The organism is Corynebacterium sp. HMSC27B11 (assembly GCF_001815985.1).
Lineage (GTDB): Bacteria > Actinomycetota > Actinomycetes > Mycobacteriales > Mycobacteriaceae > Corynebacterium.
In genome coordinates this window covers 1-18,876 of the sequence record NZ_KV823575.1, presented here as the reverse complement: position 1 = coordinate 18,876, position 18,876 = coordinate 1, and the positions used below count along the sequence as shown (strand labels likewise).

The 18,876-nt window shown below is 65.1% G+C and carries 16 protein-coding genes and 5 tRNA genes; 9 read left to right on the top strand and 12 right to left on the bottom strand.

Features of this window, described 5'->3' with window-relative positions; all coding sequences use genetic code 11:
- Nucleotides 1-138 precede the first annotated feature (138 nt).
- From HMPREF3097_RS08325 to HMPREF3097_RS08310, 4 genes are all read right to left on the bottom strand, one after another.
- Nucleotides 139-212: transfer RNA gene (locus HMPREF3097_RS08325), tRNA-Pro, on the bottom strand.
- Nucleotides 213-330: 118 nt separating this feature from the next.
- A tRNA-Gly gene (locus tag HMPREF3097_RS08320) sits at nucleotides 331-405 on the bottom strand.
- 119 nt (nucleotides 406-524) lie between these two features.
- Complete coding sequence (locus HMPREF3097_RS08315; RefSeq protein ID WP_012360630.1) at nucleotides 525-998, bottom strand: ribose-5-phosphate isomerase; 474 nt, start codon at nucleotides 996-998, stop codon at nucleotides 525-527.
- A 5-nt stretch (nucleotides 999-1,003) separates the two neighbouring features.
- Nucleotides 1,004-1,657, bottom strand: coding sequence for a mycothiol-dependent nitroreductase Rv2466c family protein (locus HMPREF3097_RS08310; protein ID WP_070758670.1), 654 nt, complete (start codon nucleotides 1,655-1,657; stop codon nucleotides 1,004-1,006).
- Between the two features lie 140 nt (nucleotides 1,658-1,797).
- Here HMPREF3097_RS08310 and pepN point away from each other — a divergent pair, with 140 nt between their 5' ends.
- Both pepN and HMPREF3097_RS08300 read left to right on the top strand, forming a co-directional pair.
- A complete protein-coding gene (pepN, locus tag HMPREF3097_RS08305) occupies nucleotides 1,798-4,464 on the top strand; it encodes an aminopeptidase N (RefSeq protein WP_070761864.1) in 2,667 nt (888 codons plus the stop codon).
- Nucleotides 4,465-4,639: 175 nt separating this feature from the next.
- Nucleotides 4,640-5,050 (top strand): globin, encoded by a 411-nt coding sequence (locus HMPREF3097_RS08300; protein ID WP_083317324.1) that lies wholly within the window; start codon nucleotides 4,640-4,642, stop codon nucleotides 5,048-5,050.
- Here HMPREF3097_RS08300 and HMPREF3097_RS08295 read toward each other — a convergent pair.
- From HMPREF3097_RS08295 to HMPREF3097_RS08270, 6 genes are all read right to left on the bottom strand, one after another.
- Nucleotides 5,047-5,829 (bottom strand): DUF8185 domain-containing protein, encoded by a 783-nt coding sequence (locus tag HMPREF3097_RS08295; RefSeq protein WP_246818052.1) that lies wholly within the window; start codon nucleotides 5,827-5,829, stop codon nucleotides 5,047-5,049. The genes HMPREF3097_RS08300 and HMPREF3097_RS08295 overlap by 4 nt on opposite strands.
- A 28-nt stretch (nucleotides 5,830-5,857) precedes the next feature.
- Nucleotides 5,858-7,063 (bottom strand): RtcB family protein, encoded by a 1,206-nt coding sequence (locus tag HMPREF3097_RS08290; protein WP_070761862.1) that lies wholly within the window; start codon nucleotides 7,061-7,063, stop codon nucleotides 5,858-5,860.
- Between the two features lie 71 nt (nucleotides 7,064-7,134).
- On the bottom strand, nucleotides 7,135-8,160 hold the full coding sequence (locus HMPREF3097_RS08285) for an LLM class oxidoreductase (protein ID WP_070761861.1): 1,026 nt from the start codon (nucleotides 8,158-8,160) through the stop codon (nucleotides 7,135-7,137).
- Between the two features lie 56 nt (nucleotides 8,161-8,216).
- Nucleotides 8,217-9,887: an energy-dependent translational throttle protein EttA gene (gene ettA, locus HMPREF3097_RS08280; protein ID WP_012360637.1), complete on the bottom strand. Its 1,671-nt coding sequence runs from the start codon at nucleotides 9,885-9,887 to the stop codon at nucleotides 8,217-8,219.
- A gap of 218 nt (nucleotides 9,888-10,105) precedes the next feature.
- Nucleotides 10,106-10,615 (bottom strand): single-stranded DNA-binding protein, encoded by a 510-nt coding sequence (locus HMPREF3097_RS08275; protein WP_246821344.1) that lies wholly within the window; start codon nucleotides 10,613-10,615, stop codon nucleotides 10,106-10,108.
- Between the two features lie 337 nt (nucleotides 10,616-10,952).
- Nucleotides 10,953-13,253 carry a bifunctional copper resistance protein CopD/cytochrome c oxidase assembly protein gene (locus HMPREF3097_RS08270; RefSeq protein WP_070761859.1) on the bottom strand — a complete coding sequence of 767 codons (2,301 nt, stop codon included), beginning with the start codon at nucleotides 13,251-13,253 and terminating at the stop codon, nucleotides 10,953-10,955.
- A 102-nt stretch (nucleotides 13,254-13,355) separates the two neighbouring features.
- Here HMPREF3097_RS08270 and HMPREF3097_RS08265 point away from each other — a divergent pair.
- From HMPREF3097_RS08265 to HMPREF3097_RS08245, 5 genes are all read left to right on the top strand, one after another.
- Nucleotides 13,356-13,429: transfer RNA gene (locus HMPREF3097_RS08265), tRNA-Arg, on the top strand.
- 170 nt (nucleotides 13,430-13,599) lie between these two features.
- Nucleotides 13,600-14,445, top strand: coding sequence for a mycolate reductase (gene cmrA / locus HMPREF3097_RS08260; RefSeq protein ID WP_070758800.1), 846 nt, complete (start codon nucleotides 13,600-13,602; stop codon nucleotides 14,443-14,445).
- 34 nt (nucleotides 14,446-14,479) lie between these two features.
- Nucleotides 14,480-15,109: an oligoribonuclease gene (gene orn, locus HMPREF3097_RS08255; RefSeq protein ID WP_070761858.1), complete on the top strand. Its 630-nt coding sequence runs from the start codon at nucleotides 14,480-14,482 to the stop codon at nucleotides 15,107-15,109.
- Between the two features lie 208 nt (nucleotides 15,110-15,317).
- Nucleotides 15,318-15,393 (top strand) — tRNA-His (locus tag HMPREF3097_RS08250).
- A 139-nt stretch (nucleotides 15,394-15,532) separates the two neighbouring features.
- On the top strand, nucleotides 15,533-15,799 hold the full coding sequence (locus HMPREF3097_RS08245) for a PLDc N-terminal domain-containing protein (protein WP_070761857.1): 267 nt from the start codon (nucleotides 15,533-15,535) through the stop codon (nucleotides 15,797-15,799).
- Here HMPREF3097_RS08245 and HMPREF3097_RS08240 read toward each other — a convergent pair.
- On the bottom strand, nucleotides 15,796-16,005 hold the full coding sequence (locus HMPREF3097_RS08240; protein WP_070758802.1) for a heavy-metal-associated domain-containing protein: 210 nt from the start codon (nucleotides 16,003-16,005) through the stop codon (nucleotides 15,796-15,798). The genes HMPREF3097_RS08245 and HMPREF3097_RS08240 overlap by 4 nt on opposite strands.
- Before the next feature lie 151 nt (nucleotides 16,006-16,156).
- On the opposite strand from HMPREF3097_RS08240, the gene HMPREF3097_RS08235 reads away from it, so the two are divergent.
- Complete coding sequence (locus HMPREF3097_RS08235) at nucleotides 16,157-17,140, top strand: phytoene/squalene synthase family protein (protein WP_246821343.1); 984 nt, start codon at nucleotides 16,157-16,159, stop codon at nucleotides 17,138-17,140.
- A gap of 9 nt (nucleotides 17,141-17,149) precedes the next feature.
- On the opposite strand, the gene HMPREF3097_RS08230 is transcribed toward HMPREF3097_RS08235, so the two are convergent.
- The gene (locus HMPREF3097_RS08230; RefSeq protein WP_070761863.1) at nucleotides 17,150-18,373 is read right to left on the bottom strand and encodes a L,D-transpeptidase; all 1,224 of its coding nucleotides are present in this window, start codon (nucleotides 18,371-18,373) and stop codon (nucleotides 17,150-17,152) included.
- Between the two features lie 334 nt (nucleotides 18,374-18,707).
- On the opposite strand from HMPREF3097_RS08230, the gene HMPREF3097_RS08225 reads away from it, so the two are divergent.
- Nucleotides 18,708-18,784: transfer RNA gene (locus HMPREF3097_RS08225), tRNA-Lys, on the top strand.
- Nucleotides 18,785-18,876: the final 92 nt, after the last annotated feature.

Genomic DNA, 18,876 nt, shown 5'->3' with positions numbered 1-18,876 from the left:
CCCCCACGACACGCCGGGCCAGACACACTTTTTGACCCTTAACCCTTCAGATCAGTGTTGCAACGACCACTAGAACTTAAGACGAGCCTAGGACACAAGAAAACCCCTAGTCCGAAGACTAGGGGTGAACCTTTGCCGTCGGGGCAACAGGATTTGAACCTGCGACCCCTCGCTCCCAAAGCGAGTGCGCTACCAAACTGCGCCATGCCCCGGCCACACTTTCGCGAACCTAAGCTCGCGTTGCGTGCGCTCTAACCATACGTTAGCCCTGAGGAAAGTCCAAACCGCTATGCGCAGTCTGGAATCCCCCGCTATAACCGCTGGTCAGAGTGGAGGGAACGACGGGAATCGAACCCGCGTCTTCAGCTTGGAAGGCTGAGGTATTAGCCACTATACGACGTTCCCAGAAAGCAATCTTCGCATCATGCCGGCCCGGCGTGAGCACGAAGCTTGCTGTGGATAGACACCCTACACGATAGCGCGGTCAACTACCCAACCGGCGCCACCGGGGTGAGCCGTGGAGTTTAGGCCTCCGGGAGAGCCGGAGCCTCACCGGTCTTCTCGTACTCGGCGAGGATGTCGATGCGACGCTGGTGGCGCTCCGCCTCGCTCCACTCCTGGGCGATGAAGGCGTCCACGATGGCCAGCGCCTCCTCCTCGGAGTGCATCCGGCCGCCCAGGCCGATGAGCTGGGCATTGTTGTGCTCGCGGGCGAGCTTCGCGGTCTCCACGGACCAGGCCAGCGCGCAGCGCGCGCCCGGCACCTTGTTCGCGGCGATCTGCTCGCCGTTGCCGGAACCGCCCAGGACGATGCCCAGGGAGCCCTCGTCGGCAACGACCCGGCGGGCTGCCTCGATGCAGAAAGCCGGGTAGTCGTCGTTCGCGTCGTAGGTGTGTGCACCGCAGTCAATCACCTCGTGGCCAGCGGCCTTGAGGTGGTCTGCGATGAGGTTTTTCATGTCAAAACCGGCGTGATCGGCACCAAGATAAATTCGCATGATCTTTAGCCTACCGCAGTCTCCGTGGCGCTCGGATCCTCCGTGCGGGTCCGCTTGAGCTCGAAGAAGTGCGGGTAGCTACCCAGGGTGACGGAGGCGTCGAAAAGCTCGCCTGCCTGCTCCCCCTTCGGCACGCGGGTCAGCACAGGGCCGAAGAAGCCGCGGCCATCGATGTCCACGATCGGGGTGCCGACCTCGTCGCCAACCAGGGAGATACCGTGCCGGTGGGTCTCCTTCAGTTCGTCGAGGAATGCGTTCTCGGCGTGGGGGCGCAGCCCGATGCGGTCGATGAAGCCCTCCGGCAGGTCGAGCTTCTCCACGACCTCGGCGATGAGGTCGTCGTAGCAACCGATGTAATCCCGCTCGCCGCGGTTCTCGTTGTGGATGGCCTCGCCCATCAGGGTGTAGTAATCGGCGATCTGATCCGGGTGCTTGGTGTAGATCGCGGCTGCAGCCAGCGCCGGTGCCCAAGCTGCCTCCATGCGGTCCATGTAGGCGGGGTCGAGGTCGCGGCCATCGTTGAGGACGGACAGGCTCATCGGGATGAAGTTCACCTTCACGTCGCGGACCTTCTCCACCTCCAGCAGCCAGCGGCTGGTCACCCAGGCGAAGGGGCAGGTGACGTCGAAGTACATGTTCAGCTCGTTCGTGGTGGCCACGGCGGGTTCCTTTCCTTTTCTTCTTCTGTTCTTCCCGCCACTGTATACATCTCGCCGGTCCCCACGTTTTTCTTAACGACGACGCCCTCGGGTGCAAGGAGCGGAAATCCGTGTCCGGGCCCGCGCGTAGGGTGGAGCGCATGACTTCAACGAATCTCACTCAGACCGAAGCTCAGGCCCGCGCCGAGCTGATCTCCGATGTCCACTACACCGTGGAGCTGGACCTTTCTGCCGGCGAGGATATGCAGCGCGAGCAGTTCCCAAGCCGCACCACGATCGACTTCCACTCTGGCGCTGGCTCCACCTTCGTGGATTTCCGGGCGCGCGAGGTGAACTCCGTCCACCTCGATGGGAAGGACATCACCGAGCAGGCCATCGGTACCGGCGACTACGACGCCACCGCGGGCATCGTCCTTGCTGATCTTGCCGAGGGCGAGCACCAGCTGGTGGTGGACGCGCTGGGCGATTATTCCGTCACGGGCGAGGGTCTGCACCGCTTCCAGGACCCTGCGGACGGCAATATTTACCTCTACTCCCAGTTCGAGACCGCCGACGCGAAGCGTGTCTTCGCCTGCTTCGACCAACCGGACATCAAGGCCACCTACTCGCTGAGCGTGCGTACCCCGCAGCCGTGGCGCGTCGTGACGAATAACGTGGTCGCCACCGAGGCCGAGGGCGACACGGTGCTCCACCGCGCGGAGGTGGACTACCTGCTGTCCACCTACCTGATCGCCTTCTGCGTTGGCCCGTGGCACGAAGTCACCGACGAGTGGCGCGGCGAGATCACCGCTCACCCGGAGACCTCCGACGATGCGCTGGTGGCAGCGCGCACCCGTGGCGAGATCCAGAACAGCGGTTCCCAGACCGTTCCGCTGGGCCTGTACTGCCGGCAGTCCCTGGCCGAGCACCTGGACGCTGAGGAGCTGTTCGCCGTCACGAAGCAGGGCTTCGACTACTACTCCGAGCACTTCGGCATCGCTTATCCCTTCTACAAGTACGACCAGGTGTTCTGCCCGGAGTACAACATGGGCGCGATGGAGAACGCAGGCGTGGTGACGATCCGCGACGAGTACGTCTTCCGATCTGCGGCCAGCCACTATGAGTACGAGCGCCGCGCGGACACGATCCTCCACGAGCTGGCGCACATGTGGTTCGGCGACCTGGTGACGATGACCTGGTGGGATGACCTGTGGCTCAACGAGTCCTTCGCCACCTGGTCCGCTGCCATGAGCCAGGCCAATGCCACCCGCTTCGACACCGCCTGGGTGACCTTCGGCAATAAAGAAAAGGCATGGGCCTACGCCCAGGACCAGCTCTCCACCACCCACCCGGTGTTCACCGATGCCTCCGATATCGTCACCGTGGACGCCAACTTCGACGGCATCACCTACGCCAAGGGCGCAAGCGTGCTCAAGCAGCTCGCCGCCTACGTGGGCCTGGAGGCCTTCTTCGCCGGGGTGCGCACCCACTTCGCGGCACACGCCTGGGAAAACGCCACCTTCGACGACCTGCTCTCCGCGCTGGAGCGCTCCAGCGGCCGGGACCTGTCGGACTGGGCGGATCAGTGGTTAAAGACCACCGGCATCAACACGCTCAAGGCCAGCTTCGATGTCGTCGATGGCGCCTACCGGAACTTCGCCGTCGAGCAGAGCGGGGCGGCCCCGGGGGCCGGCGAAACCCGTACCCACCGCATCGGCATCGGCATCTACCGCACCGACGACGACGGGCAGCTCAGCCGCATCACCCGCGTGGACGCCGACGTCGCTGGGCCGACCACCGCGATCCCGGAGCTAGATGGAACCCCGGCGGGCGAGCTCGTCATCGTCAACGACGACGACCTGAGCTACGCCTTCATCGAGCTGGACGCGGATTCCCTCAAGGTGGCGACCGAAAACATCACCGCGATCGCCGACCCGATGCCGCGCTCCCTGATCTGGTCCGCGGCCTGGAACATGACCCGAAATGCTCAGATGAAGGCCCGCGACTTCGTGGCACTCGTCGCGCGTGGTGCGGTCGCGGAGACCGAGATGGCGGTGCTGGAGCAGGTCCTCGCGCAGTCCCGCGTGGCGGTGAGCACCTACGCTGCCCCGCAGTGGCGCCAGCAGGGCTGGGAACTGCTGCGCGAGGCCTTCCTGCGCGGCATGAAGGAAACCACTGGCCAGGCGCAGCTGGCCTTCGCCCGCGCGTTTGCACACAGCGTCCACAGCGCCGAGTCCGCCCAGATCTTGCAGGAGCTGCTCGGCGGAGACGCGGCGAACTATGCGCCGGGGCTGGAGATCGACCAGGACCTGCGCTGGCAGTTCCTCATCGCCCTGGCGGCCAGCCAGGACGAAAGCGGGGAATCCGAAGAGCAGGTGGACGCGCGAATCGCCGAGGAGGAGACCCGCGATGCATCCTCCTCCGGTGCGATGCTAGCGCTGGAGGCACGCTCGGCCGTCCCGACCGCCGAGGTCAAGGCCGCAGTGTGGGAGGAGATCACGCAGCGTGGCCCGCAGCTCTCCAACCTCGCGCTGCGCCACCGCATGGCGGGGCTGACCCGGATCGGTCAGGGTGAGCTGCTGCAGCCCTTTGGCCCTAGCTACGTGGCCAATGCCGCCCGCATGTGGGAGGAGCTCAGCCCCGAGATGGCACTGCGCACCCTCTCCGGCATCTACCCGGCCTGGGACCTCAGCGAGGAGACGGACCGCCAGGTTGCGGAGCTGATCGAAGCCCCGGATACCCCGGCCGGATTGCGCCGCACCCTGCGGGAGGGCCGCGACCGAGTGGCTCGCGCCAAGACCGCCCAGGCTTTCGACGCCACCGAGTAGTGGCTTAAGACGTGGTGCCGGAGCCAGCTCGAGACTAGACGGCCCGCGGCTACAGCCGGGAAAACGCTAGTCTCGGGAGGAAAGAACCAGCCGCGGCGGGGGCTCCGGCCCCGTTCGCGTGCACCGATGGGTGGCCCGAATGGCAGGCACCCCAGAGAGGAAAAGTTGAGGAACAATGGGCACTTTTTATGATGCAGTTGGGGGCGAGGAAACCTTCCGCACCATCGTGTCCGAGTTTTATAAGCAGGTGAAGGACGACGACATCCTGGGCCCGATGTACCCAGCCGACGACATGGCGGGTGCTGAGGACCGGCTGCGCTGGTTCCTCGCGCAGTACTGGGGCGGGCCGGAGACCTTCAACGAGAAGCGCGGCCACCCCCGCCTGCGGATGCGCCACGCCCAGTTCCACATCGACGAGGCGGCTCGCGACCGCTGGCTGGAGCTCATGGCTAATGCCATGGAGACCGTGGACGAAGAGACCCTGCCGGCCGAGCACCGAGCCGCAATGTGGGATCACATGGAGCGAGTAGCGCAGATGCTGGTCAACGAGCCGACCATGCGCTCCGGCCGCTCCTGGGACGCCTAAGGCAGACGCGCCAGTCCCCCGGGGCGCGGCGCATAGAGGGTGCCGAAGACCCCGTCCAGCCGGATCCAGGATCCGGTGGCGGCCACCCGCACCACGTCGAGTTGGCGCCCTGGGTACTTCTCCTGCAGCGCGGCTGGCGGTGGGTTGATGACGCCCGTCGCCCCGGCCGTGGCGACCATCCGGCCGGTGATGTTCACCAGCTGGGGTGTTGCTCCCCCGGCCGGATCTCCGTTCGAGGTCGCCCCGGAAGAGCCCTGCCCAGCCTCGCTGGTGACCTCCACCAGCTCCTGGTCCAGCATCGAAGGGGCTAGCCCCGCGGGCCCGCCGCGCAGCTCGTGCTCCTCCTCCATCTCGCGGTAAACCTCCCGCAGAACCTCGGCGGGCACCCAATCCACCAGCTGGAAACCGCTGACGGGTGGCAGGGCGCCCAGCCACATCATGTCCACGCTGGTGCCCAGATCGAAGGTGGCGTCGGATTCACCTGGCCCGCCATCGGTGCCCGCGGAGCCCGCCCACTGCTGCAGCGCATCCTTCAGGGCGGCGGCCCGCACGACGGTCGAGTCGGCGTCGTCGTCCTGTCCGTCCAGCACCGCCCCGGGCAAGCGCTGGCTGAGAGCGCAACCAAGTGGGGTGGAGAAGAAAATGTCCAAGCCATCCGGCAATGGGCGCAGCCGAGCGAGCGCCTCGGGGTCCATGCTCAGCACCCGCTCCGCCACACTTGCGATTCGACGCGCCACGGAGCGCGGGGCCTTGTTCACCATTCGCAGCTGCACACTCATGGCCACCAGCCTAACCACACGCCTAAGGCTATGTGCCCTTGAGGTTCAGCACCTGGCGCAGCTCGTGGACGACCTCGACCAGGTCGCGGGCGTCCGCCATCACCTGATCGATGGGCTTATAGGCGTCCGGGATCTCGTCCACCCACGCCGCGCCCGGTCGGTAGACGATGCCGGACATCCGCTGGTCAAGATCCTCGGCGGTATAGCGCTTCTTCGCCGCCCGGCGCGAGAGCACCCGGCCGGCGCCGTGTGGGGCCGACCAGAAAGCCTGCGGGTTTCCCTTGCCGCGGGTGACGTAGGAGCGCGCACCCATGCTGCCGGGGATAAGGCCCGGGCGGCCAGCTTCCGCGTTGATCGCCCCCTTCCGGGTCAGCCACAGCGTGTTCCCGTCGATCTCCACGGGTTCGGTGTAGTTGTGGTGGGTGTTGATGCGCTCGACTTCCACCGCGCCATTTTCGGCGTTGCCCTGCCCCGTCGCGCCCTGCACCCCCATCGCGCGGGCCAACTGGTCAACGAAGCGGTCCATCATCTCCTCGCGGTTGGCCAGGGCGAAGGACTGCGCCCAGTGCAGCTCGGCGATGTACTGATCGAATTCCGGGGTGCCCTCCCGCAGGTAGGCGTGGTCGCGGTGCGGCAGCTCGATGCCCGCCTCGGCGCATTGCTGCTGGGCGATGCGGATGTGCTTCTGCGCGATCTTGTTCCCCACTCCGCGGGAGCCGGAGTGCAGGAAGCACCAGACCCGACCCAGTTCGTCGATGCACAGTTCAATGAAGTGATTGCCGCCGCCCAGGGAGCCGAGCTGCTCGCGCCACTTCGGGGAGTGGGACAGGTCCACCCCGTCGCGTTTGGCGTGCTCCTCCAGCTCCGCGATCCGGCGTGCGGTGTGGTCCAGCTGGATCTTCTTGTTGTAGTTGCCCGGCGAGAGCGGAATCGCGCGTTCCAGTTCATCGCGCAGGGCGACGAGGTCGAGGCCAGCGATGTCTGCTTCCGTGTACTTCGTGCGGGCGGCGATCATGCCGCAGCCGATATCCACGCCGACCGCTGCGGGGATGACCGCCCCTGCGGTGGGGATGACGGTGCCCACGGCGCTTCCCATGCCGAAGTGGGCATCCGGCATGAGTGCGACGTGCGGGGTGACGATGTCCAGCGTGGCCAGGTCGATGGCCTGCTGTTCGGTCCCCTCATCGAGGATGGATGCCCAGGACAGGACGCGGGGCGCGATCTTCTTCGGCATGGTCTTCCTTTCTTTTTCCTGTGAGCTGTGGTTCCCGCTCCTGGTGGGACGTCCGTTGCGGGCTGAGGTAGCTATCCGGTCACCTTCGGAAGGACGTACTCGGCGATCTCTTCGATCTGCTCGCCGGCTCGGCGCGTGGAGCCCAGCAGGTTGATGCTGACGTGGTTGATCCCGATCTCCCGTTGGGAGTTCAGCAGGGAGACCAGGGTATTTCGCCCGAGCCGGTAGCCGAAGGTTCCGCCCTGGGCTGGGGTGTCCGGATCCTCGTGCAGGTCGATCCACATCGCCTCCAGGAAGGGTTTGAAGGCACCTTCCCCGCACGCGTCGACGACGGCTGCGCGCCACTGCTCGACGTTCTTCTGTTGGATGGCGAGTCCCTTGTGGTACATGAACCAGCCGTCAGTGTGCTCGGCTTTCCACTCCAGGCTCTGCTGACAGGAGCCGGTGGCCAACACGGGCACGTGGTGGGCGGTGGGTTTGGGGAGCACTTCGGCGCCGCCGACTTTTCCTTCGGACCATCGGATTGGGCGCATGCTGGTGCGCAGTGCCTTGGTGTAGACGGCGAGGTGCTCGCGGAAGCGTTCGTCCCTGGCGCCCTGCTCTTGGTTGAATGCGGGGAACTCTTCCGGGCGGTCGCCGGTGGCGATACCCATGAGGAAACGCCCGCCACTCAAGCGGTCCAGGCTTGCCGCCCGCTTGGCCATCAACAGGGGGTGTTGGAAGGGGACGACGATCACTGCGGTCCCCAGCGCGATTGTCGAGGTCTGCGCGGCGATGTAACTCAGGTACATCCAGGGGTCGTAGACCTGCCCGTCGTCGCCGAAGGTCTCCACGCTCAGGGGGATGTCGCGTGCCCAGACAGCAGAAAAGCCGCCGTCCTCGGCGAGACGAATCCGGCGTAGCTGTTCGGCGAGGTCGGCGGCGGGATCTGCACTACTCCCCGATCCTGCTGGGTTGGCTACCTCCGTGGGGCGTTCGCTGTCGCGGCGCCCGATGGGCAGGGAGAGCCCCACCGACAGCCGGCCGGGAGCGAAGTTGCGCTGATAGCCAGGCAGCTCGGTGATGGGGGTATCGGAGATTGAACGCAACGGGGTCATACCGCCCACGCTAGTACAGCGCGAGCAGCAAAGCCCCTGCTTAGCGGGCTAAGCGCTTAGCGGGTCAGGCGGCGGTGCGTGACGCGGGACGGACGCGCCGCCTCCGGGCCGAGGCGCTCGACCTTGTTCTTCTCGTAGTCCTCGAAGTTGCCCTCGAACCAGTACCACTGGCCCTCAGCAACGTTGCCCTCCCAGGCGAGGATGTGGGTACAGGTGCGGTCCAGGAACCAGCGGTCGTGGGAAATCACGACGGCGCAGCCCGGGAACTTCTGCAGCGCGTTCTCCAGGGAGCCGAGGGTCTCGACGTCGAGGTCGTTGGTGGGCTCATCCAGCAGGATCAGGTTGCCGCCCTGCTTCAGCGTCAGCGCGAGGTTCAGGCGGTTGCGCTCACCACCGGAGAGCACCTTGGACGGCTTCTGCTGGTCCGCACCCTTGAAGCCGAATGCGGAGAGGTACGCGCGGGATGGCATCTCGTTCTGGCCGACGACGATGTAGTCCAGGCCGTCGGAGACGACCTCCCACACGGTCTTCTCCGGGTCGATGTTCTCACGGTTCTGGTCCACGTAGCTCAGCTGCACGGTGGAACCGACCTTGACCTCGCCGGAGTCCGGCTCCTCCAGACCAACGATGGTCTTGAACAGCGTCGTCTTACCCACACCGTTCGGACCGATAACGCCGACGATGCCGTTGCGCGGCAGAGTGAAGGAGAGATCCTTAATCAGGACGCGGTCGCCGAAGCCCTTGGTGAGGTTCTTGACCTCCACAACCTGGTTGCCCAGGCGCGGTGGGGTCGGGATCTGGATTTCCTCGAAGTCGAGCTTGCGGTACTGCTCGGCCTCCGCAGCCATCTCCTCGTAGCGCTCGAGGCGGGCCTTGTTCTTCGCCTGGCGGGCCTTGGCGCCGGAGCGGACCCAAGCCAGCTCTTCCTTCAGGCGCTTCTGCAGCTTGGCGTCCTTCTTACCCGCGACCTCGAGGCGCTTGGCCTTGGTCTCCAGGTAGGTGGAGTAGTTGCCCTCGTAGGGGTAGAGCTTGCCGCGGTCGACCTCACAGATCCAGCCTGCGACGTGGTCCAGGAAGTAGCGGTCGTGGGTCACGGCCAGGACGGCACCCTTGTAGTCGGCCAGGTGCTTCTCCAGCCACAGGACGGACTCCGCGTCCAGGTGGTTGGTCGGCTCGTCGAGCAGCAGCAGATCCGGCTCGGAGAGCAGCAGCTTCGCCAGGGCCACGCGGCGGCGCTCACCACCGGAGAGGTTGGTCACCGGCTCGTCGGACGGCGGGCAGCGCAGGGCCTCCATGGCCTGCTCGATCTTGGAGTCGACCTCCCAGGCATCGGCGGCGTCGAGCTCCTCCTGGAGCTTGCCCATCTCTTCCATGAGCTCGTCGGTGTAGTTGGTCGCCATCTCCTCGGCGATCTGCTCGAAGCGCTGCTTCTTTTCGAAGATGTCGCCCAGGCCCTCTTCGACGTTCTCGCGGACCGTCTTCTCCTCGTTCAGCGGCGGCTCCTGCTGCAGGATGCCCACGGTCGCGCCCGGGTCGTGGAAGGCCTCACCGTTGGAGGGCTGGTCCAGGCCCGCCATGATCTTCAGGATCGAGGACTTACCGGCGCCATTGGGTCCCACGACGCCGATCTTGGCGCCCGGGTAAAACATCATCGTGACGTCATCGAGGATGACCTTGTCGCCGTGCGTCTTGCGCACGTTCTTCATGGTGTAAATAAATTCGCCCACGGTGAACTACTTCAGCCTTTCCGTTGAAGAAAAAGTTCGATAAATCGCTGCCCCATAGTCTACGTGTTCGGCACCGATTTCAAGATTCCGCTGCCGCCCTCTCTGATTCAGCTCCTACTGCAAGACCAACGGCCGGGGCGCCCCCTTTCGCCCCGGCCGTTGTCTCCCCCGCTACCTGCGGATCCCCCGATTCCGCAGCCCCCAAGCACAAGTTGCTTTTAGAACGGTGGCGCCGCCGCGCCAACCAGCTCGCGCTCCTCGTTGCCGCTTCCCGAAGCCGCGTCTTCCGCCGACGAGTCATCGGCCTGCGACGTGGCCGCATCGGCGCCGTCCTGATCGGACTGCTGCTTATTGCCCACCGGCTCCTCGCGTGTGACCGTCACCCGGCGCAGGCCCATGTCCGCGCCGACATGGCTGGCCCGGATCCGCAACGCGGAGCGCTTCTCCCCGCTATCCTGCGCCGTCCACGTGGACTGGTAGAGCCGACCGACCACCACGACCGGCATGCCCTTGTAGCCATCACTCACCACATTCTGGGCCAGCCTCCCCCAGCACTGCACCGTGACGAAGGTGGGGCTGCCGTCCACCCACTGGCCGTTGCGGTCCTGGTAGCGGTGGTTAACCGCCATGCGGAACACGGCCATCGCTGCGTCCTCGGTGCGGTGCTTCATTTCCGGGTTGCTCACCATGTTTCCGGTGAGGTGAATCGTTGCCATCTGGCTGCTCATCGTGGACCACTCCTTCTTCGCGTGAATTGCTTGTCCCCCACCGGCAGTTAGCTCCCCCGCCGGTAGGTCCTTCTTTGAGCACCACGCCGCGGATTCTGCTGCGGCGCGTAGCCATTGGTTTACCGAATGCCCCAGCCAGCACACCTGATTCGCGGAGCCACGCTGTGGATAGCATTCCCGGCATGTGAGAATTCCACAGAACCACTCATGTGACTCTTGACGGCCCGCGCCCGCCGCGACATCCCCGCCGCCGTGCCCTGCAGGCCACAGTGAATAACAAAGCAAGGGACGCCACCAGGCGGGGCTGGTGACGTCCTCGAAAGAAACGGTGACGGGGCTAGTCGGCGTCCTCGGTGGAGGCGTCGTCGGACCTAGTACCGGAGTCCGGGGCCGGGCGCTGCGACCGCGGGGCCTGGCCATAAGCACCCGGGATGTTCGCGCCGTACTCCGGGGACGGCAGATCGGTGAACTTCTGCCCCTTGCGGCGGCGGACCTGTTTGCGGCGGCGCTGCTTCTCGGTGTGCAGCTGGCTCTGCACGGACTCGGTCTCGTAGTCGGCGGTGTAGTACTCCTTCTCGCCGAAGTCCCCGCCCTCGCCGGCCATGCTGGCCAACATCGCGTTATAGGCCTGCAGGTCCTGGCCACCAGTGCGGTCCTGGTGACGGTCGTAGCGCTTCGCCTCCCGGTCCTCGGAGCGGTACCACTGCACACCGTGGGCGATGGAGACGATCAGCAACGGCAGCTCGCCCAGGCCCCAGGCGATCGCGCCACCCACCCACTGGTCGTGGAGGATGTCCAACGCGAAGGGGAAGTCCAGCCGCTGGTAGAAGTCCGCATTCATCGGACTGCGCATCTGCATCAGGGCGATGCCGAACCAGGCGTGGAAAACCACGGAACCGAAGAGCACCAGCATCTTGTTGAACGCGGAGATGTGGCGCGGGGCGGCGTCCACACCGATGATCACCCAGAAGTAGATGTACCCGGAGATCAGGAAGTGCCCGATCATGAACAGGTGGCCGGAGTGGTTGCTGCCCATCCAGTCGAAGAGGGTGGACAGGTACAGCCAGTAGAAGCCCACGACGAACTGGATGCCCGCGACGATGGGGTGGGTCCAGAAGCGCGAAATCGGGTTGTTGATGAACACCACCAACCACTCGCGCGGCCCCGGCACCCCGTCGCGACCGGCAGCGGGAAGTGCTCGCAGGAAGAGGGTCATCGGGCCACCGAGCGCCCAACAGATCGGGACCAGCATGGCCAGGATCATGTGCTGCAGCATGTGCGGGGAGAACATCGCCATCGCGTACATGCCCAGCCCGGAGCTCGTGGCGTAGAGGAGGAAGACGTTGCCGGCAGTCCACCACAGCAGGCGGTTGAGTGGCCAATCCTGCCCCTTCTTGCGCAGCGTGAACCAGGCCCACATGTACAGGACTTGAAGGATGATCGCGCCCACGCCGTAGATCAAGTCCAGGCGGAACATGCCGAACATGTGCAGGTAGTTCGGCGGTTCGGTGATGCGGAAGCCCAGCAGGATGTCCATCGTGGTGATCTCGATCTGCTGCGGCAGCGGGGGCGGAATGCGGGACAGGGAGATGGCCACGCCGATAGCACCCGCCATGACCAGGACCTCGCCGATAGCCAGGCGGCTAAACGCCTTACGCGCCTCGGCGGTGGAGCCACCGCCCTCCCCCTCGGCGGCCTCCAGCTTCGGGATGACCGACTTGCGGTGCAGGTAACCACACACCAGCAGGACGATGCCGAGCACCGCCTTGGCGGTGATGACCAGGCCGTAGTCGGTGGTCAGCCACTCGGAGAAGCGCACGCGGATCGCAGCGTTCACCAGGCCGGAAAGAACCACCGCGACGAAAGCCCAGAAGGCCACGAAGCTATAGCGCTTCGTAATCAGCGCCAGGTGCGGGCCGCGGCGCTTCGCGTGCGCGACCAGGGCCATCAGACCACCAACCCACACAGCGGTGGCCATCACATGCCACAGCAGGGAGTTCACGCCAAAGTCATGGTTACCGCCCGAGGCAGAGTGCCCATCCAGCGCAAGGGGGATCATCGTGCACAGCGCCAGGGCCAGGAAGACCGGCTGCCAGATCCACTTGCGGGTCAGCAGGGAGAAGAACCAGGTCAGGCCAGCGATGATCGCCACTGCAAGGAAGGCCTTCGCCGTGGACACCTGCTGGATCGCCACACCCCACAGATCTGGCTTCAGGGTTTCCTTCAGCGGCGAGCCCGAAACATCGGACATGTACAACGGAATCAGGAACAGAGCGCACACGGCCCACAGGAACATTCCCCACTGGCCGGTACGGGCTGCGGCGTAGCCGTCGTAATCCAGGTAGCCGTCCTTGCGCGGCGGGGCGCCGAAGGCGCTCATCAGGAACCCGCCCACGCCCATGCAACCGATCAGGGTGGCGGCGGAACGCAGGAAGGGCAGGCCGAAGGTCGTCGCGGTACCCGGATCCGGCACGCCGAGGGCGGCGAGGGATTCGCCCAAGAACTCAACGCTGATGACGGCGCCGACGATGCCAGCCACGAGCGCGGCGGCAATGTAGACGAGGATCGGCGGGCCTAGTTTCTGTGCACCGCTCCCCGATTGGGCGGGGGCGGCGGCGTTCTTCACAGGCGCAGACATGTCTCACACAATACCCCCCGACCTGCTGATTACCATTTCCCCAGGCATCAACTAACCTATGGTGCGTGGCAGCACCCGGGGCCGGGAATACGCCTGCTACTTGCCTCCGTAGCTCAGTGGATTAGAGCAGTGGGTTTCTACCCCATGTGTCGCGGGTTCGAATCCTGCCGGGGGCGCTTTGTGCTTTGAAGGGTCGGCTACCTCGCTGGCAGCGGTCGCCTAGGATTGACGCAGCACGGTTCTTAACACTCGCCGCCCGCACACACTCGCGTGGCTTGCGGCGGTGAGCAAGAACCCCCGCGCAGGCTTGGCCCTGCGCACCCATCCGCCAACGTGAGGAGCCTTCTTGACCACCGAGCACAGCATCCCCCACCCCCGGGCTGGCACTTTCGCCCTCGTCACCGGCGCGTCCTCCGGCATTGGCGAGGCCCTGGCCCTCGAGCTGGGGCGTCGCGGCCACGACCTCATCCTCGTCGCCCGCTCCACCGGGCCGATGGAGGCCATCGCCGAGCAGCTGCCCGGCCGGGACGTCCGCATCCGCTCCGTCGATCTTTCCGACGCCGCCGCCCGCGCGGAGCTCATCGCCGAGGTCGAGGACCTGGATGTCAACGTCCTCATCAACTCCGCCGGCATCGCTACCTTCGGTGACTTCACCGACCTCGACTACGGCGGGGAACGCGCCCAGTTCGAGCTGAACGCCACCGCCCTGTTCGAGCTCACCGCCGCCGTCCTTCCTCGGATGTTGGCCCGCGGTGAGGGGGGCATCGTCAACGTCGGCTCCGCGGCCGGAAATATGGCGATCCCTGGCAACGCGACCTACGTGGGCACCAAGGCCATGGTCAACACCTACACCGAGGCCCTGCACTACGAGCTGAAGCCCAAGGGCATCAAGTGCACGCTGCTGGCGCCAGGCCCCGTGCGCGAGGAGGTCAAGGAGGAAGAGAAGAAGACCGGCGTGGATCGGGCTGTGCCGGACTTCGTCTGGACCACCTACGAGGACTGCGCCATCGAAACACTGGAGGCGCTGGCCGCGAACAAGCTGCGCGTCGTCCCTGGTCCGCTGTCGAAGGCGATGAACTTCCTGTCCACCTACGTCCCGCGCCGCGTGAGCGCGCCGATCATGGCGAAGCTCTACCGCAAGATGGCGGCCGAGGTCGCGGCGGAGGAAGCGGCGAAGAAGAAGCAGAACTAAAAGAAAGCAAGCACGAAGGAGCCCAAGGAGCACAGTGTCCACCCCCAATCAGGTAGCGAAGAACGACCGCATCGTCTGGGCAGACTGCGAGATGACGGGCCTGGATCCCGACCGCCACGTCCTGGTGGAGATTGCGGTGATCGTCACCGACGCCGAACTGCGACCCCTCGACGAGGGTATCGACCTGGTCATCCACGCAACCGAGGACGAGCTCGCCGAGATGGATGACTTCGTGCAGAACATGCACGCCCGCTCGGGGCTGACGGAGCAGATCCGCGAGTCCACGCTCTCCCTCGTGGAGGCGGAGCAGCAGGTGCTGGAGTACGTGCAGCGTTACGTGGAGGTCGAGCGGGCCGCACCACTGGCAGGCAACTCCATCGGCACGGATCGCCGCTTCATCGCGAAGTACATGCCGAAGCTGGACGAGTTCCTGCACTACCGCATGATCGACGTCTCCAGCATCAAGGAACTCGCGCGCCGCTGGTACCCCAAGGTGTACGCGGGCCAGCCGCAGAAGGGGCTTTCCCACCGCGCTCTGGCTGATATCCAGGAGTCGATCCAGGAGCTCGCGTTCTACCGGCACGCGATCATGGTCGACGCGCCCGGCCCGGATAAGGGGCAGATCCTCGCGGCGGCGGAGGCTGCGGTTGAGCCCTGGGCCTAGGCCAGGGAAATCGTTCGGTGCTCGCCCTCGTCGATTCCTCGCCGTCACTGCGCTCCTCGTCCAGGGGACGACGACGCCGCGTTCCACGGGGTCACTGTTGCGCGGTTGCGCGGCGGGATGTCGGCAGGTTCTGAGGCTTCCACGCTGGCGTTTTGGCGCTTTTCTGGTTCTGGCCTAATATAGTTCTCGCTGTCTTAGAGCAGTGATGGTGACTGTAGTTCAGCTGGTAGAGCACCAGGTTGTGATCCTGGGTGTCGCGGGTTCGAGTCCCGTCAGTCACCCCAGAGAAAGTCCCCGGCAGGATTCACCTGCCGGGGACTTTGCGTTGCTGCGAGACCTTCCGCAAACGAGCGCGAACCCTCCCCCTGCCCCCTAAGCATTCAACCCCTGCATTCGGGCCCCGCGGCATTATAGTTAGAGGTCATGAAGCTTATTCTCGCCGCTGGGGACTCCCTCCCCATGGAGGGCGATAACACGATTCCGCCGGCATATGACCTCTTGTGGGCAGGGCTGGCGGTCGCTTGGGTCGTATTGCTAGCAACTGCGCTGATCCTGTTGTTTAAGGATCAGAACACGCCCCGAGCCGCCCTGCTGTGGTTCCTCGCGATCCTGGTGTTTCCGTTTCTCGGCTCGGTGGCCTACCTGGTCACGCGGAACCGGAGGAACCGGCAACAGCGCCAGCAGGTTTAGGCGCGCGCCGCGTCGTAGCCAGCCTCGTCGATAGCGGCGATGATCTGCTCCTCGCTGACGGAGCCGTCGTTATCGAAAGTGGCGGTGCCCTTCTCAGCGGACACAGCGATGTCGCTGAGCCCACCCAGCGCGGAGAGCTCCTCGGTCACCGCGGCCTCGCAGTGCCCGCAGCTCATGCCCTCAACCTTGTAAACCTGTGCAGCCATGACTGCTCATCCCTTTCTCTTTTTCTTGCTTCGCTTTCCTTAGCGTGAGCGCAGGGAGCGCCCCCGCTGGAGCACCACCAGCCTACGCGGGGCTGCCCAGAAGATGCGGGCGATGGTCGGCTGCACCCGGTGGGCTAGAGTCAGATCCATCATGAAGCTCCCCCACCGTCCGCACCCCAGCCCCGCGGAGAAGTACGCCACCGTATCCCAGCGCGCGGCTGCTGAGGTCATTAGGGGATATTCCACCAGCTTTTCGATGGCCTCCTCCCTGCTGCGCGAGCCGGTGCGCACCCACGTGCGCAACCTCTACGCCATGGTGCGGGTGGCAGACGAGGTCGTCGACGGGGTCGCCGCCGGTGCCGGACTGAACGCCGAGGCCACCCGCGCCTGCCTCGATGCCTACGAGCAGGCGGTGTACCAGGCCTGCGACCGCGGCTTCAGCACGGACCTGGTGCTGCACGCCTTCGCCCGCACCGCCAACGAGTGCGGGCTCGAGGACGCCGACCTGCGGGACTTCTTCACCTCGATGCGCCAGGACACCCTCGTCGCGGTTCACGACGCCGCGAGCGTCGACTCTTATGTCCACGGTTCCGCCGAGGTCATTGGGCTGATGTGCAACGCCATCTTCGCTGCGGACTCCGCCGGTCGCGGGCGCCCGTGGTCCGCGCAGCGCCGCAGCCAGGCCAACGAGGGAGCGCTGGCCTTGGGGCGGGCTTTTCAGAAAGTGAATTTCCTCCGCGACATGGCCGAGGACACCCAGAAGCTGGGCCGGAGCTACGTCTCGGGCGAGGCGATGACCGACCAGCCTGCCAGCCCGGGCGATCCGTCTCACACGAACAACGCCACCAGTTCCACCCCACGCGAGACCCCCGCCCCCGCTCCCCTGACCGCGCAGCAGAAGGCCGACTATATCGCGGACATCCGCGCTGATCTCACGCTGGCGGAGAGCGCCATCGGCCTGCTACCGGCCACCGCGCGGGCAGGAGTTGCGGCCGCCCACGCGCTGTTCGCCGAGCTCACCGAGCTGCTGGATCAGGCTAGCGTCGAAGAAATCATGGCGGGCCGGATTCGGGTTTCCGCACCCCGCAAGGCCGCTGTCACCGCCCGGGCCGCGGCCCGGGCGTGGCGCGCCTAAGCCTCCGTTTTAGTACTGCGGGCCGTCGCCGGCGTTACCGGCCTTCCAGGTCTTCCAGTCGATGTTCCAGTCCCCCAGGCCGTCGTAGCCCGGCAGCGTGGGCCCCGTGGAGTTCTTCACGGTCACGATGTCCCCGCGCTTGAAGTTCTGGTACACCCAGTTCGCGTTCTCCATCGACAGGTTGATGCAGCCGTGCGAGGTGTTCTGGCTGCCCTGCGCCCACACCGACCATGGGGCTGCGTGGATGTAGATCCCGGAGTAGCTCATCTGGGTCGCATAGGACACGTCCGTGACGTACCCGCCCTCAGCCTCGGAGTAGCCGAAGGTATTGGAGTCCATCGTCAGCGCCTCGTACTGGTCGCCGATCTGGTAGACGCCGTTCGGGGTCGCCCACTGCGTGTTATCACGGCCGTTGGACGTCGGCATCGTCTTCAGCGTCTGACCGTTCTTCGTCACGGTCATCGTCTTCGCGGCGTCGTCAACGACGGCGCGGATGTCGTCCCCGATGGTGAACTTCGCCTTGCGGTTGTCTGCGGAGTACAGGCCGTCGCCGAGGTCCACGCCGCGCAGCTTCGCATCCACGGTGACGGTGGTTCCGGGCTTCCAGTAGTTCTCCGGGCGCCAGCGGACCTCAGTGTTGCTGATCCAGTAGAACGCTCCTTCCACCTTCGGCTCGGTCTTGATGCTGATCGCGTCCTGGACGGCCTTGCGATCTGTGGGGACGGCGTCGAGCTTCAGCGCGATGGACTGCCCCACACCCACCGTGGCCCCATCGAGCGGCGCGAGATAAGCGTTGGTCAGGACGTTGGGCTGAATCGTGGTGAAGGTCTGATTCAGGTCCGTCTCGCCGTTGGTCGCCGTGAGAGTGTAGGCCGAGCCGTATTCCATCCCGCCCGTGCTGCGCCACTCGGTCTTGTCCTTGTTGAGCTTGCCCTCGATGACATTGCCCGCACCATCGGTCAGGCTGATGTCGGACATTGCCTTATCGGAGGCCAACGTCACGGTCTCGGTGGGGTTCACGCCCTCGGCACCGTCCTTCACGGAGGCGGTGATTCCGACCTTCTTCTCCTGCGCTTCTTCCGTAGCCGGGGTGTCATCCTTCGTACGGTCGGTGTCAATCGTGCACGCACCGAGCGTGACAAGGCTGGCTGCTGCGACGGCGCCGACGATGGCGCGACGGGGGTTCAATACACGTCCGGCCTGGCGCTGACCGATTCGTGAAAGAAAGAACATCATGGGCTCCCTGGTAGGGCGCTGCCGGTTTCCAGCCTTCCCCAGTGGTGTCCGCTCACACGGTGGGCGGCATTGGAAACGATCGGCAGCAGTTCACGCGGGTTTTGCCACCGCGGTGGGTGGCGGGTCCGCTGGCAATTTCTAATACCCGGTTAGCTTAGCCGGTCAGGCAGACAAACCGGAGGTACAACGTGGGAAGTTTTAGAACACTGTTATAAAACCGTTGTTTCTGCGCCATGACCAGGCGATTTGCCAAGTTTCAAAAAGCCTAATATAGTTTCATCTCGTTGCCACGGAGAGCACATGCAAAGCAGTGTTCACCTCGCAGCGAGATGGGCCATTAGCTCAGTTGGTTAGAGCAACTGACTCTTAATCAGTGGGTCCGGGGTTCGAATCCCTGATGGCCCACCACTGATAATCCCCCGGCAGGTTTCCCTGCCGGGGGATTTCTTTATGTCTAGGGGGTTAAGGGTCAAAAGGGGACGCGGACATTTTGTTGGACA

Bases quoted from the DNA above. Each gene is read 5' to 3' on its own strand.
- HMPREF3097_RS08315 (WP_012360630.1), bottom strand. From the start codon at position 998: ATGCGAATTTATCTTGGTGCCGATCACGCCGGTTTTGACATGAAAAAC.
- pepN (WP_070761864.1), top strand. From the start codon at position 1,798: ATGACTTCAACGAATCTCACTCAGACCGAAGCTCAGGCCCGCGCCGAG.
- HMPREF3097_RS08300 (WP_083317324.1), top strand. From the start codon at position 4,640: ATGGGCACTTTTTATGATGCAGTTGGGGGCGAGGAAACCTTCCGCACC.
- HMPREF3097_RS08295 (WP_246818052.1), bottom strand. From the start codon at position 5,829: ATGAGTGTGCAGCTGCGAATGGTGAACAAGGCCCCGCGCTCCGTGGCG.
- HMPREF3097_RS08290 (WP_070761862.1), bottom strand. From the start codon at position 7,063: ATGCCGAAGAAGATCGCGCCCCGCGTCCTGTCCTGGGCATCCATCCTC.
- HMPREF3097_RS08285 (WP_070761861.1), bottom strand. From the start codon at position 8,160: ATGACCCCGTTGCGTTCAATCTCCGATACCCCCATCACCGAGCTGCCT.
- HMPREF3097_RS08275 (WP_246821344.1), bottom strand. From the start codon at position 10,615: ATGAGCAGCCAGATGGCAACGATTCACCTCACCGGAAACATGGTGAGC.
- HMPREF3097_RS08270 (WP_070761859.1), bottom strand. From the start codon at position 13,253: ATGTCTGCGCCTGTGAAGAACGCCGCCGCCCCCGCCCAATCGGGGAGC.
- HMPREF3097_RS08245 (WP_070761857.1), top strand. From the start codon at position 15,533: ATGAAGCTTATTCTCGCCGCTGGGGACTCCCTCCCCATGGAGGGCGAT.
- HMPREF3097_RS08240 (WP_070758802.1), bottom strand. From the start codon at position 16,005: ATGGCTGCACAGGTTTACAAGGTTGAGGGCATGAGCTGCGGGCACTGC.
- HMPREF3097_RS08235 (WP_246821343.1), top strand. From the start codon at position 16,157: ATGAAGCTCCCCCACCGTCCGCACCCCAGCCCCGCGGAGAAGTACGCC.
- HMPREF3097_RS08230 (WP_070761863.1), bottom strand. From the start codon at position 18,373: ATGTTCTTTCTTTCACGAATCGGTCAGCGCCAGGCCGGACGTGTATTG.